16 protein-coding genes and 2 tRNA genes are annotated in these 16,736 nt (G+C 61.7%); 16 read left to right on the top strand and 2 right to left on the bottom strand.

Annotation, left to right across the window (positions count from 1 at the left end):
• Window positions 1-40: 40 nt before the first annotated feature.
• A tRNA-Asn gene (locus D183_RS0100360) sits at window positions 41-117 on the top strand.
• 44 nt (window positions 118-161) lie between these two features.
• On the opposite strand, the gene D183_RS0100355 is transcribed toward D183_RS0100360, so the two are convergent.
• Window positions 162-698, bottom strand: coding sequence for a GspH/FimT family pseudopilin (locus D183_RS0100355; protein ID WP_026144061.1), 537 nt, complete (start codon window positions 696-698; stop codon window positions 162-164).
• Between the two features lie 147 nt (window positions 699-845).
• Between D183_RS0100355 and uvrB the strand changes: the two genes are divergently transcribed.
• From uvrB to D183_RS0100335, 4 genes are all read left to right on the top strand, one after another.
• Window positions 846-2,876 carry an excinuclease ABC subunit UvrB gene (gene uvrB, locus D183_RS0100350; RefSeq protein WP_017907230.1) on the top strand — a complete coding sequence of 677 codons (2,031 nt, stop codon included), beginning with the start codon at window positions 846-848 and terminating at the stop codon, window positions 2,874-2,876.
• A gap of 98 nt (window positions 2,877-2,974) precedes the next feature.
• Window positions 2,975-3,049, top strand: a tRNA-Val gene (locus tag D183_RS0100345).
• A gap of 200 nt (window positions 3,050-3,249) precedes the next feature.
• Window positions 3,250-3,459, top strand: coding sequence for a hypothetical protein (locus tag D183_RS0100340; RefSeq protein WP_226977824.1), 210 nt, complete (start codon window positions 3,250-3,252; stop codon window positions 3,457-3,459).
• Between the two features lie 294 nt (window positions 3,460-3,753).
• Entirely contained in the window at window positions 3,754-5,388 is a 1,635-nt protein-coding gene (locus tag D183_RS0100335) for a type IV secretory system conjugative DNA transfer family protein (protein ID WP_017907228.1), read from the top strand.
• A 185-nt stretch (window positions 5,389-5,573) separates the two neighbouring features.
• Here the strand turns inward: D183_RS0100335 and D183_RS27150 are convergent, their stop codons facing one another.
• Window positions 5,574-5,711 carry a hypothetical protein gene (locus D183_RS27150; RefSeq protein ID WP_157835126.1) on the bottom strand — a complete coding sequence of 46 codons (138 nt, stop codon included), beginning with the start codon at window positions 5,709-5,711 and terminating at the stop codon, window positions 5,574-5,576.
• A gap of 77 nt (window positions 5,712-5,788) precedes the next feature.
• On the opposite strand from D183_RS27150, the gene D183_RS0100330 reads away from it, so the two are divergent.
• The 11 genes from D183_RS0100330 to D183_RS0100280 all read left to right on the top strand — a co-directional run bounded on the left by D183_RS0100330 (window position 5,789) and on the right by D183_RS0100280 (window position 16,735).
• Window positions 5,789-6,211: a hypothetical protein gene (locus D183_RS0100330; protein ID WP_017907227.1), complete on the top strand. Its 423-nt coding sequence runs from the start codon at window positions 5,789-5,791 to the stop codon at window positions 6,209-6,211.
• 60 nt (window positions 6,212-6,271) lie between these two features.
• The gene (locus tag D183_RS0100325) at window positions 6,272-7,285 is read left to right on the top strand and encodes a virB8 family protein (RefSeq protein WP_017907226.1); all 1,014 of its coding nucleotides are present in this window, start codon (window positions 6,272-6,274) and stop codon (window positions 7,283-7,285) included.
• The gene (locus D183_RS0100320) at window positions 7,282-8,043 is read left to right on the top strand and encodes a TrbG/VirB9 family P-type conjugative transfer protein (RefSeq protein ID WP_017907225.1); all 762 of its coding nucleotides are present in this window, start codon (window positions 7,282-7,284) and stop codon (window positions 8,041-8,043) included. The genes D183_RS0100325 and D183_RS0100320 overlap by 4 nt, the downstream gene beginning before the upstream one ends.
• Complete coding sequence (locus D183_RS0100315) at window positions 8,040-9,218, top strand: TrbI/VirB10 family protein (protein ID WP_017907224.1); 1,179 nt, start codon at window positions 8,040-8,042, stop codon at window positions 9,216-9,218. The genes D183_RS0100320 and D183_RS0100315 overlap by 4 nt, the downstream gene beginning before the upstream one ends.
• 19 nt (window positions 9,219-9,237) lie before the next feature.
• Window positions 9,238-10,281, top strand: coding sequence for a P-type DNA transfer ATPase VirB11 (gene virB11, locus D183_RS0100310; protein ID WP_017907223.1), 1,044 nt, complete (start codon window positions 9,238-9,240; stop codon window positions 10,279-10,281).
• 134 nt (window positions 10,282-10,415) lie between these two features.
• Complete coding sequence (locus tag D183_RS23660; RefSeq protein WP_039725706.1) at window positions 10,416-11,303, top strand: transglycosylase SLT domain-containing protein; 888 nt, start codon at window positions 10,416-10,418, stop codon at window positions 11,301-11,303.
• 73 nt (window positions 11,304-11,376) lie between these two features.
• Entirely contained in the window at window positions 11,377-11,772 is a 396-nt protein-coding gene (locus D183_RS0100300) for a TrbC/VirB2 family protein (protein WP_017907221.1), read from the top strand.
• Complete coding sequence (locus D183_RS0100295) at window positions 11,765-12,076, top strand: type IV secretion system protein VirB3 (RefSeq protein WP_081613218.1); 312 nt, start codon at window positions 11,765-11,767, stop codon at window positions 12,074-12,076. The genes D183_RS0100300 and D183_RS0100295 overlap by 8 nt, the downstream gene beginning before the upstream one ends.
• Before the next feature lie 166 nt (window positions 12,077-12,242).
• A complete protein-coding gene (locus tag D183_RS0100290; protein ID WP_026144059.1) occupies window positions 12,243-14,714 on the top strand; it encodes a VirB4 family type IV secretion/conjugal transfer ATPase in 2,472 nt (823 codons plus the stop codon).
• Window positions 14,715-14,778: 64 nt separating this feature from the next.
• Window positions 14,779-15,564, top strand: a complete 786-nt coding sequence (locus tag D183_RS0100285) for a hypothetical protein (RefSeq protein WP_051067591.1) — start codon at window positions 14,779-14,781, stop codon at window positions 15,562-15,564.
• 79 nt (window positions 15,565-15,643) lie between these two features.
• Window positions 15,644-16,735, top strand: coding sequence for a type IV secretion system protein (locus tag D183_RS0100280; protein ID WP_017907217.1), 1,092 nt, complete (start codon window positions 15,644-15,646; stop codon window positions 16,733-16,735).
• The last annotated feature ends 1 nt before the right edge of the window (window position 16,736 follow it).

Raw genomic sequence — 16,736 nt, 5'->3', positions numbered from 1 at the left:
CTTGCGGTCGGCATGAGGCCTCTATACAATGCGCCTCCCCGCCCGAATAGCTCAGCCGGTTAGAGCACTTGACTGTTAATCAGGGGGTCGTTGGTTCGAGTCCAACTTCGGGCGCCAAATCCGCAAAGGCCGCGAGCGATCGCGGCCTTTGCTTTTGTGCGTCAGTCCGGCGTCCGGCAGGGCATCGGTTCGGTCGCTTTTCGCGTGCGGATGCGTCCGGTGTTGTTGACCACCACCGCTGCGCGTAACCGACCCCGCTCGCAGATGTTGACGGTCAGGTTGCTGCCGGCGCTGCGTCCATCGGGCAGGAAGCGGATCGAGGGGCGGCCTTGGTTGGAGCGCAGTACCAGTTCGCCGGCGCCCGGCGCGCTGCCTTCGCTGAGGATGCTGTCCGGCGCGATCGGCTGGCCTTGCCGTTCCGGGTCGCGGAACACCAGCCAGCCCTGGCTCCAGTCGCTGTCGCCGCGGCAACTGCCGTCACCGTTGGACGGGCAGGCGCTGACCGGGACGCCGAAGCTGATCGCGCTGCTGCGTGCCAGGGCGAAGTGCGCGCTCAGCTGGTGCGTGGCCGCCGTCAAGCGCTGGTTCGCCAGCAGCTCCCGGAATGCCGGCAGGCCGATGCCGGCGAGCAGGCAGATCACCGCCATCACGATCATGGCCTCGAGCAATGTGTAGCCTTTGGCTGCAGCGTTCCGCATGTCCGTCGTCTCCCGGTGCGAGGTCGCCAGTCTCGCGGCCGGGCGGCAGGGCTTGAATGAGGGGGTTGTGCGTTCCCATGTAGGAAATCTCCCCGGCGCGGGGTCGGCCGACACTGTCGGCCTCGCTCTTCACCTTGAGGCTTGTGCATGTCCGACCGTTTCCAACTCGTATCGCCGTATTCGCCGGCCGGCGACCAGCCGCAGGCGATCGAGAAGCTGGTGGCCGGCTTCGAGGCCGGCCTGGCCAAGCAGACCCTGCTCGGCGTGACCGGGTCGGGCAAGACCTACACCATCGCCAACGTGGTCCAGGCGATCCAGAAGCCGACCCTGGTGATGGCGCCGAACAAGACGCTGGCGGCGCAGTTGTACGGCGAATTCAAGGCGTTCTTCCCCAATAACGCGGTCGAGTACTTCGTCAGCTACTACGACTACTACCAGCCCGAGGCCTACGTGCCGTCCTCGGACACCTTCATCGAGAAGGACAGTTCGATCAACGAGCACATCGAGCAGATGCGCCTGGCCGCGACCAAGACCCTGCTGTCGCGGCGCGATGCGCTGGTGGTGGCGACGGTCTCGGCGATCTACGGCCTGGGCGCGCCGGAGGACTACCTGTCGCTGCGGCTGATCCTGTCGATCGGCGAGCACGTGGAGCAGCGCCAGTTGATCCGCCACCTGACCGATCTGCAGTACACCCGCAACGAGTACGAATTGCACCGCGGCAGTTTCCGCGTACGCGGCGAGGTCATCGATGTGTTCCCGGCCGAATCCGACAGCGAGGCCTTGCGCATCGAACTGTTCGACGGCGACGTGGAGCAGCTGACCCTGTTCGATCCGCTGACCGGCGAGACGCTGCGCAAGCTGCAGCGCTACACGATTTACCCCAAGACCCACTACGCCACCACCCGCGAGCGCACGCTCAGCGCGGTGGACACGATCAAGCTGGAGCTGAAGGATCGGCTCGAACAGCTGTATGCGCAGAACAAGCTGGTCGAGGCGCAGCGGCTGGCGCAGCGTACCCAGTTCGACCTGGAAATGATGGCCGAGGTCGGCTTCTGCAACGGCATCGAGAACTACTCGCGGCATCTGACCGGAAAGGCGCCGGGCGAACCGCCGCCGACCCTGTTCGACTACCTGCCGCCGGACGCCTTGCTGGTGGTGGACGAGTCGCACGTCACCGTGCCGCAGATCGGCGCGATGTACAAAGGCGACCGCTCGCGCAAAGAAACCCTGGTGGAATTCGGTTTCCGGCTGCCGTCGGCGCTGGACAACCGGCCGCTGCGCTTCGAGGAATGGGAGGCGCGCTCGCCGCGCAGCATCTACGTCTCGGCCACGCCGGGCCCCTACGAATTGCGCGAATCGGCCGGCGAAATCACCGAGCTGGTGGTGCGCCCGACCGGACTGATCGATCCGGAAGTGGAGATCCGCCCGGTGGCGACCCAGGTCGACGATCTGCTGTCGGAGATCAACCTGCGCGTGGCCGATGGCGACCGCGTCCTGGTCACCACGCTGACCAAACGCATGGCCGAGAATCTCACCGAGTACCTTGGCGAGCACGGGGTGAAGGTGCGCTACCTGCACTCGGACATCGACACGGTCGAGCGCGTGGAGATCATCCGCGACCTGCGTCTGGGCAAGTTCGACGTGCTGGTCGGCATCAACCTGCTGCGCGAGGGCCTGGACATGCCGGAGGTCTCTTTGGTCGCGATCCTCGATGCAGACAAGGAAGGCTTCCTGCGCTCCACCGGCTCGCTGATCCAGACCATCGGTCGTGCCGCGCGCAACCTGCGCGGCAAGGCGATCCTCTACGCGGACAAGATGACGCGTTCGATGCAGGCCGCGATCGACGAAACCGGGCGCCGCCGCGAGAAGCAGGTGGAGTACAACCTGGAACACGGGATCGTCCCGAAGTCGGTGGCGCGCCCGATCGTGGACATCCTGGAGGGCGCGCGCGAGGACGCGACCGAGGCCAAGTCGGGCAAGGGCAAAGGCAAGAGCAAGGCGCGCCGGGTCGCGGAAGAGCCGGCCGACTACCGGGCGCTGGCGCCAGCGGAGATCGCCGCGCGGCTCAAGGCGCTGGAGCAGGAGATGTACCAGCACGCGCGGGACTTGGAGTTCGAGGATGCGGCGCGGGTGCGCGACCAGATCAAGAAGCTGCGCGATGCCAGTCTGGTCGGCTAGGCGGACCGCAGCGGTGCCCGATCGGAAGGTGGGTATTGTTCTTGTCCGCCAGGTGGGCTAAGATTCGCGCCCCTGCAGCGGTGCGCCGCGGCAGAGAAGGGCGGTTAGCTCAGCGGTAGAGCACTACCTTGACATGGTAGGGGTCACAGGTTCGAACCCTGTACCGCCCACCACGACGCGAAGAAGCGAACGTGGAAACGACAAAGCCGGCAGACGCCGGCTTTTTTGTGTCTGCGCTCACGCCACCGGGTGCGTTCGGATGCTGGCCGCGCGGCCGGGCTTGCTTTAGCATCCGAGCGGACGATCAGGCGAGGAGGCCAGGCGCATGGTGGAATACCATCATACGGTGCAAGTCAAAGGACGCTACCAGCTCGTGGCGTTGACCCGGGAGCCGGACTACAGCCCGGCCAACGTGGTGGGCTATACGGTCACCACCGACGGCGGTGCGCGGGTGGATCCGCACGACATGTCGTGGGACGAGGCGCGTGTCTTCCTGGACACCCTGGTCGAGCGCGATCGGGACGCGGTCAGCGCGGAAAAGAAGCCTTCGCGGAACAAGCCGAGCACGCGGCAGCGTCGCTAGCGCGCCATGCGCGTCTGGGCGGGCGCAGACCCGCCGGCAGCGATCGCTCCGCAGGACATACCGGAGTCCGGGGCATTGCGTAGGCACCATCTGGGGCCTGGCGCTTGTGATGGGCCGACCTCCCTGGCCAAGCGCCGTTTCCGGTCGATGCCGTGCTTGCAGGTCCTCCCGACGCGCACACCACCGACGCAACTCCTCTCAAAGCGCGGAACTCGCTCTAGAATGTCGGCCAGGATGGATCAGGGAGGATAGGGCTTGTCGAATCGTAAACTCGTTGCGGCGGCGCTCGTCGTCGTGCTCACGGCCGTCTGCGGCTATTTCCTGTCCGGCTACCTGGTCCTGCTGCTGCTGAAGCTGGACACGCGGATGTTCGGGCTTGGCACCTACTACCAGTACGTTCACGCCATCGGCTTGCCAGAGGTGGCTCCGTACGTCGGCAAGATCAAATGGGCCGGCTACCTCGGCTTCGGCTTGCCCGGCCTGGTGGCCCTGCTGATCCTGGTGCTGATGTTCAGGCCGCCCAAGCGCAGCCTGCATGGCGACGCGCGCTTCGCCGGCGCGGCCGATCTGTCCAAGCATGGGCTGTTCAAGACCAGCGGCGACGGCATCGTGGTCGGCAAGTTCCGCGGCAAGCTGGTGCGCCTCAGTGGCCAGCAGTTCGTGATCCTGGCGGCCCCGACCCGGTCGGGCAAGGGCGTCGGCGTGGTCATTCCGAACCTGCTGGAGTACCAGGAATCGGTGGTCGTCCTGGACATCAAGCAGGAGAACTTCGATCTGACCAGCGGCTGGCGCGCCAGCCAGGGCCAGGAGGTGTTCCTGTTCAATCCGTTCGCCGAGGACCGTCGCACCCATCGCTGGAATCCGCTCAGCTATGTCTCCGACGATCCGGCGTTCCGCGTCTCGGACCTGATGAGCATCGCCGCCATGTTGTATCCGGATGGCTCCGACGACCAGAAGTTCTGGGTCAGCCAGGCGCGCAATGCGTTCATGGCGTTCTCGCTCTACCTGTTCGAGAACTGGGACGACGAGCGCAACATCGGCTTTCCCGGCGGTCTCGGCACGCCGACGCTGGGCGCGATCTACCGCCTGTCGTCCGGCGACGGCACCGACCTGAAGAAGTACCTGAAGTCGCTGTCGGAGCGGCGCTTCCTCAGCGGCAATGCCAAGTCGGCGTTCTCCAACCTGCTGTCGCAGGCGGACGAGACCTTCGCCTCGATCATGGGCACGCTGAAGGAGCCGCTCAATGCCTGGATCAATCCGGTGCTGGATGCGGCCACCAGCGACAACGACTTCCTGCTGACCGACCTGCGCAAGAAGAAGATGACCATCTACATCGGCATCCAGCCCAACAAGCTGGCCGAGAGCCGCCTGATCATCAACCTGTTCTTCAGCCAGATCATCAACCTCAACACCAAGGAGCTGCCCAAGAGCAATCCGGCGCTGAAGTATCAGTGCCTGCTGCTGATGGACGAGTTCACCGCGATCGGCAAGGTCGACATCATCGCCTCGGCAGTGTCATATATGGCTGGCTACAATGTCCGCCTTCTGCCGATCATCCAGAGCATGGCGCAGCTCGATGCCACCTATGGCAAGGACATCTCGCGGACCATCATCACGAATCATGCACTGCAGATTCTCTACGCTCCGCGCGAGCAGCAGGATGCCAACGACTACTCCGAGATGCTCGGCTACACCACCTTCCGCAAGAAGAACGTCACCCGCGGCAAGGATGTGACCCGAAGCGTGTCGGAGGAGAAGCGGGCGCTGATGCTGCCGCAAGAGTTGAAGGCGATGGGCAACGATCAAGAGGTGTTCTTGTACGAGGGCATTCCGCATCCGGTGAAGTGCGACAAGATCAAGTACTACAAGGATCGCTACTTCACCGCGCGGCTGCGTCCCAAAGTCGATATTCCGACACTCTCGATATGAAAGTGTGACGAAAAACACCTATTTTTTGGGCGTATTTATCATTTGAACGTTTTTTTGCCAAATGCTTGACGTGAGCATGCCCCTGCGGCACATTCTCGCGAGTATGGCGGTGCGTTGGTAACAGAAACAGGAACAGGGGCGTGGGCCGAACGGCGCACGTAAGGGGTGACATGGAAGGTTTGCTGTCAAATTCCGTTTTCTTCGGCGCTGATCGCGCGGCCTCGGATCCGTCCGGTTGTCTGCCGCAGATCCGTGCCCGCGCCGTTTCCGGCGCCTTCCTTGCCGCGACGCGCGTGTCGTGCCGTCGCGTCGAACTTCGCCATCCAGCAGTGGGCCGCCTGCGCGCCGCCCGCTCTCTATACGTTTCCGCAATTCAGAGGCTCGCGTGAAAAGAACGCATATGTTTCGGCTGATCGCTACGTTGAGTGCCGTCGCGCTGTTGAGCGCCTGTGCAACCAGGCCGGCACCCGACTTCCGCGGCAAGTGGAAGCCGGTCAACCGTTTCTCCGAGTCGACCATGGAGATCCCGCTGTACTCGTCGTACGTGTATCAGGCGATCCCGATGGACGGCACGCTCAAGACGATGCTCGAGCGCTGGGCCAAGGATTCGAACATGCAACTGTCCTACGGCATCCAGTCCGATTACACGCTGTATGCCCCGGTCGCCAAGATCAACACCACCAGCATCCAGCAGGCGGTCGCCGAGCTGAGCGTGGTCTATGCGCAGGAAGGGCTGAGCGTGACCGCGGCGGGCAATCGCATCCTGGTGCAGCCGTCGTCGTCGGTGAGCGGTACGCCGGCGACCAGCGGCAGCGCGAAGTGACGTCACCGCCGGTGCGCACGTTGCGCGCCGGCAGCCATATTACGAACCTGGTGAAGTCTGATGTTCGGTAAAAAGCAGGCCGAAAGCGAAAACGTCAACAAAGCGGTCGCGAAGGCGGTCAACTACGAGATCAGCATTGCGGATCTGGCGCGCCGCAGCGAGCGCCGCGCATGGTGGGTCGCCTTCGGCGCGATCATCATGTGCCTGCTGTTGGGCGGCGGGTACTACTACATGCTGCCGCTGAAGGAGAAGGTGCCGTATCTGGTGATGGCGGATGCGTATACCGGCAATTCCTCGGTGACGGTATTGCGCAACAGCGGCGATGTGCAGAGTGTCACCAACAGCGAAGCGCTGGCCAAGAGCAACGTGGCGCGCTTCATCACCGCACGTGAGTCCTACGATTCGGAGATGATGGGGCTCAACGACTGGAATACGGTGTTCTCGATGGCGCCGCGTAATACCGCGGTGGGAGCCGAGTATTTCAATCTGCACGCGCCGAACAACCCCTCGGCCCCGTATTACACCTACGGCAAGGCGCGTTCGATTCGGGTCAAGATTCTGAGCATCAACCTGCTTGGCGGCGGCGGCAAACCGTATACCGGCGCGAACGTGCGTTTCCAGCGCAGCATCTACGACAAGAAGACGGGGCAATCCACGTTTCTCGACAACAAGTTCGCCATTCTTGGCTTCAAGTACAACAGCAATCTGGCCATGGAAGACGAACTGCGGGTGCAGAACCCGTTGGGGTTCCTGGTGACCGATTACCGGGTCGACAACGACTACTCGGCCATGCCGGTTCCGCCGTCGTCCGCTGTGCAGGCACCTGCAACCGGCGCGGTACAGCAGCCGGCCGCCGCACAGATGCCGGCCGCTGCGGGACAGGCACCCATGCCGCAGCAGATGCCTGGTCAGCAGACGATGCCCGGTGCGAACGGCACGATGCCGGTTCCGCAGCAGGAGCCGATGGCCAATCCGGGGAGCGCGCCCGTCTATCCGGGGGCGCAGCCGGCTGCGGCCCCTCCTGCACCCAACGTTGCACCTCAGCACAATGGTAATGGAGCGAACGTTCGATGAGTTTCCTGACGAAAACCGGTTCGGCGCATATTGCGTTGCTGGCTCTGGGCCTGTTCGCGCCGATCGCGTCGGCCCAGGTGGTCCAGCAGTACGAGTACGAGCCTGACAAGATCTATCAGGTGCGTACCGGCCTGGGCATCACCACCCAGATCGAGCTGAGCCCGAACGAGAAGATCCTCGATTACAGCACCGGTTTCACCAGTGGCTGGGAACTCAGCCGCCGCGAGAACGTCTTCTATCTGAAGCCGAAGAACGTCGACGTCGACACCAACATGATGATCCGCACCGCCACTCACTCCTACATCCTCGAATTGAAGGTGGTAGCGACGGATTGGCAGCGGCTGGAGCAGGCCAAGCAGGCCGGCGTGCAATACAAGGTGACCTTCACCTATCCGAAGGACACCAGCTTTGCCGCAGCCAGCGACGAGGTGAAGGACGAGTCGCAGCTCGACACGCGCTTGACCAAGGATCGTCACTACTACTTCGACTACGACTATTCCACGCGTTCCAAGCAAATGTGGATCGTGCCGAGCAGCGTCTACGACGATGGCAAGTTCACCTACATCAAAATGGATCTGACGCGTTTCCCCACTGGCAACTTCCCGGCCGTGTTCGGTCGCGAGAAGGAGAGCGATGAGGATTTCCTGGTCAATACGACAGTCGAGGGCAACACCCTGATTGTCCATGGGACCTATCCCTTCCTGGTCATCCGCCACGGCAAGAATGTTGTCGGCTTGCGTAGGAACAAGCAAAAGTGAACTCGAATCTACCCCCGTCTGACGAAAACTACGGCAACGACCACGGTCAGCCGCGTTCCCCGCATGCGGACGATGCGCCGCGCGAGAATCCCTATTTCGCTCGCCAGCAGCAGACCGCTGACCCGGATCTGGACGCCAATGAGCCGGTGCTCCGCTCCAGCGATCTGAAGAAGCTCAATCGCAAGGCGCTGGCGTTCCTGGGCGGCATCGCCGCGCTGTTGATCCTGGCGATCTTCTGGCTGGTGAGCGGCAGCAGTACGCCTGAGCCGGCGCCGAAGCCGCGCCAGGAAGCGGTGGTGGCGCCTGCGCTGCCGCAGACCGCGGCGGCGCCGCCGGTGCAGCCGGCCGAGCCGGTGCAACTGGCCGAGCAGCCGAGCCTGCCGCCGTTGCCGCCGATGCCCACCGATACCGACACGCAGATGCAGTCGGCTCCGCGCCAGGAGCGTGGACCGTCCTTGCTGGAGCGGCGCATGGCCGGCCTGCAACAGGACGCCGGTGGCCAGGGGCTGGGTGGCATGATGCCGGGACAGGAGCAGGGCGGCGCGCCGATGCAGCAGGAGCAGGAAACCTCTGCCAAGCCGATCGCCAACCCGGATGGTCTGCTGGTGCGTGGCACCTACATCCGCTGTGTGCTGGAAACGCGGATCATCACCGATTTCCCCGGCTTCACCTCCTGCATCATCACCGAGCCGGTGTACTCCATCAACGGCCGCCGCCTGTTGCTGCCGAAGGGATCGAAGATCCTCGGCCAGTACGGTCCCGCGGAACCGACCGGCCCGCGCATGCAGGTGGTCTGGGATCGCATCACCACCCCTACGGGCATCGATGTGACCCTGGTCGGTCCTGGCGTCGACAACCTCGGCAGCGCCGGCCACCCGGGCCAATACAGTGCGCATTGGGCGAGCCGCATCTCGTCCGCGCTGATGATCAGCTTGCTCAGCGACGCCTTCAAGTGGGCGGCGGCCGAGCATGGCCCGAAGACCACGACGACCGGCCTCAATTCCGGCATCGTCACCGAGCAGCCGTACGAGAGCAACACGGCGCAGTCCATCCAGCGTCTGGCCGACCAGGCCCTGGATCGCCGCCGTCCCGCCACCGTGACCATCAACCAGGGCACCATCGTGAATGTCTACGTCGCCAAGGACGTCGACTTCACGGCCGTGCTGCCGCGTTGACTGAGAGCGAGACAGCGACGTGACGTTCGACGACTCCCCGACCGCGCAGATCTCCACGGATTTCCTGGATTACCAGTACTCGGTACTGGGCATCCTGGATTACCTCAACTCGCCGGACGTGACGGAAATCTGCATCAACCGTCCTGGCGAGCTGTACCTGGAGACCCTGCGTGGCTGGCAGCGGATGGATATCCCGTCGCTGACGTTCGATCGCGCGCGGCAGTTCTGTACGGCGGTGGTCAACGAGAGCAATACCGGCCAGCGCATCACCGATGCCGATCCGGTGGTGTCGTTGACCTTTCCCACCGGACAGCGCGCGCAGTTCGTGATCCCGCCGGCCTGCGACGCCGGCAAGGTGTCGATCACCATCCGTCTGCCGTCCAAGCACACCAAGACCCTGGAGCAGTACAAGGAAGACGGCTTCTTCCAGGAGATCCTGGAGGTGCAGTCGGGTCTGAGCGAGCAGGATCGCGAGCTTCTCGAGCTGCGGCGGCAGCGCGATTACGCCGAGTTCTTCAAGAAGGCGGTGCTGTTCAAGAAGAACGTCGTCGTTGCCGGCGCCACCGGTAGCGGCAAGACCACCTTCATGAAGTCGCTGGTGAATCACATCCCGCACGAAGAGCGGCTGGTGACGATCGAGGACGCGCGCGAGCTCTTCATCAGCCAGCCCAATTCCGTGCATTTGCTCTACTCGAAAGGTGGACAAAGCACGAGCAACGTCACCGCGAAGAGCTGCATGGAAGCATGCCTGCGCATGAAGCCCGACCGCATCATTCTTGCGGAGTTGCGCGGCGACGAGTCGTTCTACTTCATCCGCAACTGCGCCTCCGGTCATCCCGGTTCCATCACCAGCTGCCATGCTGGCAGCATCGGGCAGACCTGGGATCAGTTAGCGCTGATGGTCAAGGCGTCGGCCGAAGGGTCGGGCCTGGAGTTCGCCGTCATCAAGCGGTTGTTGATGATGACCATCGACATCGTTGTTCACATCAAATCGCACGCGGGCCGGCGCTATATCACCGGTATCGATTTCGATCCGGAACGCATGCAGTCGGGCGGGGGATGAATATGTTCATTAAGGTGATAGGGCGAAGCGGCGCCGATTGACTTTGAATTTTTCTTCCAACACGATTGATTTGCGACATCTGCGGCGTTCTGGGCGATTTGCCACGATGCCGATGCATAGGGAGTAACCACGGCATGTTGCCAGGCATGGAACTACTCAGCTGTCCCGAAATGGCGGTTCCGGCTGAAGTCATGCAGCACGTTGTGCGCGTCGAGTCGTCGCACAATCCGTTCGCGATCGGTGTGGTCGGCGGTCGCCTGGTGCGTCAGCCGCAGAACCTGTCCGAAGCGGTGGCCACGGCGCGGATGCTGGAAGAGAAGGGCTACAATTTTTCCCTCGGCCTGGGGCAGGTCAACCGCTACAACTTGATCAAGTACGGCCTGGATACCTACGAAAAAGCTTTCAAGACCTGTCCCAATCTGCAGGCCGCCTCGAAGATCCTGGCCGAGTGCTATAGCCGCTCCGGCGGTAACTGGGGCAAGTCGTTCAGCTGTTACTACTCCGGCAACTTCGAGACCGGATACCGCCACGGTTACGTGCAGAAGGTCTACGCGTCGATCAACCAGGGCAGGGCGCTCGCCGCGTCCACCGCTGGTGCGATCCCGGTGATCCCGTCGGGAAGCGTGCGTCGTGTGGTCAACGACTCGGTGAGGGCTGCGGCGGTGCGCGAAGTCGATTCGATCGTGTCGCGGCGCATCGACGCGGCGGCAAACCAGCTCGCCAGCGGCCTCGCCGCGCAAGGCCAGCCATCTCTGCGCCCTCAGGCTGCCGTCGCGGCACCAACGCAGCAGACCGCTGGGGCAGTTGCGGCCGCACCGGCGGCGCAACTGTCCGCTGCAGATTCCGATCTCTACGTAATACGACCTACAGGCGCCGGCAAAGGAGTGGCGGTTCCTGCAGGTGGCGGAGCGTCCCCCGCTCCGCACGTTGCCGCACACGCGCCTCAGGCCGTGGCGGGAGCGGCCGTTCCTGGCGCAAGTACGCCGCCGCCGACACCTGGCGACGGGGCCTTCGTATTCTAGCCAGATGCAGTAGCGCGGCCATGCAAATGGCTTTTTGATCACCCCCTGTTTTCCAGTCAAGGAGATACTCACGATGTTCAAGAACAATCAGATGAAGTCGAACGCCAAGGTCATCGGCACGGCGGCGTTGCAGGCGGCGGTGTTCACCGTGGCCCTGCTCGCGTCCAGCTTTGCGATGGCGCAGGATTATGCCGGTGCCGATCAGAAGGTGTGCGGTTTCCTCGGCAAGACCAACAACATCCTGAACATGGCGTCGGTCGTCGTGGTGACCATTGCGGTCGTCTTCGCCGGCTACCAGATCGCCTTCGCTCACAAGCGCGTTGCCGAAGTGGCCCCGGTGCTGCTGGGTGGCGTGCTGATCGGCGCGGCCGGCCAGTTGGCCAAGATGCTGATCGGCGATACCGGCCAGACGGAGTGCAAGGCCACCGCAGCGATCCAGATGATCCAGCACGTTCTGCACTATGCATAAGAACGTACTTTTCCGGGGCTGCACCCGGCCCGCGATGTTTTTCGGGGTGCCGTACATCCCGTTCTTCATCGGGGCGGGCGGAGGCTTCCTGATGGGTATCTATTTCAATATGTGGCTGCTGGCGCTCATTCCGGTCATCGTCTTCGTCATGCAGCAGATGACCAAGCGGGACGAGATGATCTTCCGCATGCTCGGGTTGCGCTGGATGATGAGGATGCGCGTGCGCAACCTGCAGCGCTATTCCGGCATGTGGGTGTTCTCGCCGAATGAGTACAGGAAAGAGGTGCCGGGCGCCAAGCGCTAGCTTGGAACCGGGCGCTGGGTCTTGACCCCATGCACGACGCGTGTGTCGTGCATGGGGTTGTTCGGTTTTTCGTGTCGACGCGCGAGGCTGGTGAGCGCGTTGTCGGCGGTTCCTGGCGCATGCGCTGGGCCTTGGCAAGACGAAACGGATTCTGAGTCAGTTCATTATGTTCATCCCGGATACTTCCATCAGCGAGTTCATCTCCATCTCCACGCATGTGGCGCCGTCCGTATTGAAGACGACGGGGGGAGATTTCATGCTGATCTGGCACTTGGGCGGGCTTCCGTTCGTGGGCCGCGAAGAGTGGGAGATCGAACACCGGCACAACACCTTCAACCGCATGCTGCAGACGCTGCGCGCTCCGGATTTCGCCAATGTGGCGTTCTGGGTGCACGATGTGCGCCGCCGCCGTCGCATCAAGAACGCGGGCAAGTTCCGGCAGGCCTTCAACCAGGACCTGTCGGACCAGTATTACGGCGCCTTGTCGTCGCAGAAGATCATGCAGAACGAGCTGTACATGACCATGATCTATCGCCCGGTGGTGACCGGTAAGCGGCTCATGGACAAGTCGTCGAGCATTCCGCAACTGCAGTCCGAGCAGGACCAGGCGATCGCCAAGGTCCTTGAACTTGCAGGCAACGTCGAAGCCGTGCTCAAGGATTATTCGCCCTACCGGCTGAGCATGTACGAAGCCAGCAATGGTGTGGTGTTCTCCGAGGCGCTGGAGTTCTTCGGCTATCTGATCAACCGCATTGACGAGCCGGTGCCGGTGCTGCAGGCGCCGGTGCCCGCGTATCTGCCGGTCAGCAAGCACATGTTCGCCAACAAGACCGGCGACTACGTGATCAAGACCCCGGAGGGCGTCAATCATTTCGGCGCCATTCTGAACATCAAGGAATACACCGACGGGACCTATCCCGGCATCCTCAATGGCCTGAAGTATCTCGATTTCGAGTATGTGGTGACCCACTCCTTCAGCCCGATGGGGCGGCACGATGCGTTGAAGGTGCTCGATCGCACCAAGGGCATGATGGTGTCCTCGGGCGACAAGGCGGTCAGCCAGATCCACGAACTCGACCTGGCGATGGATCAGCTGTCGTCGGGCAATTTCGTGTTGGGCGAGTACCACTTCACCATTGCGGTCTACGCCGATACGCAGGAGAAGCTCTCGCAGCAGGTGGCGACCACCCGTGCGGAACTATCCAATGCCGGCTTTGTCTCGACCAAGGAGGATCTTGCGGTTGCGTCCTCTTTCTACGCCCAGTTGCCAGGGAACTGGCGCTACCGTACGCGTATCGCCAGTGTCAGCTCGCTGAACTTCCTCGGTCTGTCGCCGCTGCACAATTTCGCCCAGGGCAAGCGCGAGAACAATCCGTGGGGCGAGTGCGTCACCACCTTGCAGACCACCAACGGCCAGCCATACTACTTCAATTTCCACGCCACGCATCCCGCGGAGAACTCGCTCGGCGAGAAGGCGATCGCCAACACCATGGTGATCGGCAAGTCGGGTACCGGTAAGACCGCATTGATCAACTTCCTGCTCAGCCAGGTTCAGAAGTTCGATCCGGTCCCGACCATCTTCTTCTTCGACAAGGACCGCGGTGCCGAGATCTTCGTGCGTGCCTGCGGCGGCAATTACCTGGCGCTGGAGAACGGCAAGCCCACCGGCTTCAACCCGTTCCAGTGCGAGCGCACCGAGGCGAACGTGCAGTTCCTGGCCGACCTGATCAAGGTCCTCGCCGGCAAGATCGAGTACACCTCGCGCGAGGAGGAGGACATCTTCCGCGGCGTGGAGGGCATGCTCGACACGCCCATGCATCTGCGCAGCATGACCAACTTCCGCAAGAGCCTGCCCAACATGGGCGACGACGGTCTGTACGCGCGCATGCGCAAGTGGACGGCCGGCAACTCGCACGGCTGGGTGTTCGACAATCCGGTCGATACGATCGACCTGGAGAAGGCCAGCATCATCGGCTTCGACTACACCGACGTCATCGACAATCCGGAAGTGCGGGTTCCGGTCATCAACTATCTGCTGCATCGGCTGGAAGCCCTGATCGACGGCCGGCCGCTCATCTACGTGATGGACGAGTTCTGGAAGATCCTCGACGGCAAGGGTGGCCTGAAGGAATTCGCCAAGAACAAGCAGAAGACCATCCGTAAACAGAACGGCCTGGGCATCTTCGCCACCCAGAGCCCGGAGGATGCGCTGGCCAGCGACATTTCCGCGGCACTGGTCGAACAGACTGCGACCATGATCCTGCTGCCCAATCCCAATGCGAGCAAGGAAGACTACATGGACGGCCTCAAGCTCACCGAGGCCGAGTACCAGGTCGTGGTCAGCCTGGACGAGCGCTCGCGCTGCTTCCTGGTCAAGCAGGGCCATGGATCGTCGGTGTGCCAGCTCAATCTGCGCGGCATGGACGATGCGCTGTCGGTCATCTCGGCGTCGACCGACAATATCGAAATCATGCACCAGGTGCTGGAGCGCAAGGCCAAGGAGCACGGCGTCGCGCCGGACGATCTGACGCCCGAGCAGTGGTTGAACGAGTTCTACGCACGTCGCAAGGGCTCCGGAAAATCGGGCCCTGCGAGGTCGGTGTCTTCGGATAATCGGGGGGCGGCGGCGGTCAGCTGATCGCTTCGCCCAGTCACGCGTGGCAATCTTCTACAAGATCTGTGTTGAGGTGTTTATGGACAAGATGACGAAAGTCTTTAGCCGTACAGGTGTCGTTGCTGCAATTGCGCTGCTCACGCTGTTGCCCGCTACTGCTTTTGCGCAGTGGAAAGTGATCGACAATAAGCAAATCGAAGAAAATAAAAATAATACAAAGACGCTGGATCAGAAGCTGGACAAGATCCGCGGGGACAACGAGGTCGGCAAGGCCGAGAAACAGAAGTCCAGTGGCGATGAGGTCGACAAGCCGAAGGAAAAGCTGGTCAAGGTCGACGACAACTACGGTGTGTCCGATTGTGCTAGCAAGACTGCTGGCACTCCTGTGTCAACTGAACAGCAGCAGACCTGCGAATTGATCCAGCGTACGCGTAACTCGCAGTTCAATTACATGGTGGCGATGTACGACATCACCGAAAAGCGGTTGCAGCGCCTGCGCGACCTGGAACAGCAGCGTGCGAAAATCAGCACGAACCAGATCGGCTTGCTGGAAGACAACACGAACAAGCTGATCGCGTTGCGGGCGCTGATGGATATCGATCGTCAGCAGATGGAAGCAGCGATGTTTGCCTACGAGAAGCGCTTGTCCTACCTGACCCAAGTGCAGTCAGCCGGTGGTTGGGCTGCTATGCGCGGCAAGAAAGCGCCTTCAGCCACCAATACTGGTGGAGGTGGCAGCTTGTTCGATGCGTTTGCCGGCCTTAGCGACCTGGCCCAGACGATCGCCGCTGGAGCAGTGATGAAAGGGGCGCTGGAGTTGGCTAAGTCGAAAAAGCCTGATGGTGACTATAAGTCTTTGAGTATTGAGAATTAGTCTGTGTTAAGTGCTGCTTGGTTAAAAGTGGCTTGATGGCGGTTTGGCTCAGTGATGAGCATGGCATTATGGAGCGGTCATGAATTTCTTGCAGAATTACGCTAATTACGAGTTCTTCAAAGCCATCAACAATTTTCTGCGAGATGAAATCGACTACTTCCAGTGGTCATTGCTCATTCGCATGTCCGATTGGGTTGCAGTGACCGCGCTGAGCGCATTGACGCTTTGGATTCTGTTCAAGGGCTACCAAGTTGCGACTGGTCAATCGCGCGAGTCGGCCATGGAGTTGGTCGTCAAGTCGTTGCGGTCGGCGCTGATCATTGGTGTGGCCATGAGCATGGTGGCTGCGGCTCGGCCTGAAGGAATGAAAGGACTGTATTGGAGGCTGACCGATGGGCTGAGCAGCGCGATCGTTTACACGGTGACCGGTAGCTCACAGAGTCCCTATGAGGCAATCGACGACAATCTGGCGATGATGCAGATCGCCATGACAAGTATCGATCAGATCGACAGTGCTGGTAATCCGGACATCGAGAAGGAGAAGGATCGCGCGAGGTTGTTCAGTGGGATCGGAATGGCTGGCCCTGGAATCGTGGGCGGCTCGTTGTTGTTGCTGAACAAGTTGGCAATGGCGCTGTTCATCGGCTTTGGGCCATTGTTCATTCTTTGCCTGCTATTTGATGCCACAAAGTCATTGTTCCAAAAGTGGTTGACTTATGGGATCGGCACGGTGTTCTCCTTGGGTGTGCTTAGCTTCACGGTTGGCTTGGCGACGAAAGTCGTCGCTGTGGTAGGTGCCGCGTTCTTAGCGAAGTGGGCTGTGTCGGGTGGTGCAACTGAGGGCGTCGGCAGCATGTCATTGCAGCAGGGTGGTATCGGTTTGGTATTGAGTACCCTAATCATTACTGCGCCACCTATGGCGGCTGCATTTTTCCAGGGCACGCTCGGCCAATTCTCTCCTTACTCTGGCTTTGGTCAGGTCGGACGGGATCCTGCGTCTGGTAGGCCTCGCGCGCCGCAGTCACCTGGTGGCGAATCGGCGTTTCGAGGAGGAGATTTCAATTCGTCTCAGTCCGTCACTCCTAATCACTCCACAAGGCAGGTTCAGTTTTCTTCTGACGCTTCTGGTCAAACAGGTGCCGGTAGGTACAGGCCGCAGGACGTCGTTTGAT

The sequence above is a fragment of the Xanthomonas sp. SHU 199 genome (assembly GCF_000364665.1).
GTDB lineage: Bacteria > Pseudomonadota > Gammaproteobacteria > Xanthomonadales > Xanthomonadaceae > Xanthomonas_A > Xanthomonas_A sontii.
Note: the sequence above shows the minus strand (reverse complement) of the source record. Positions and strands in the feature narration are given on the sequence as shown.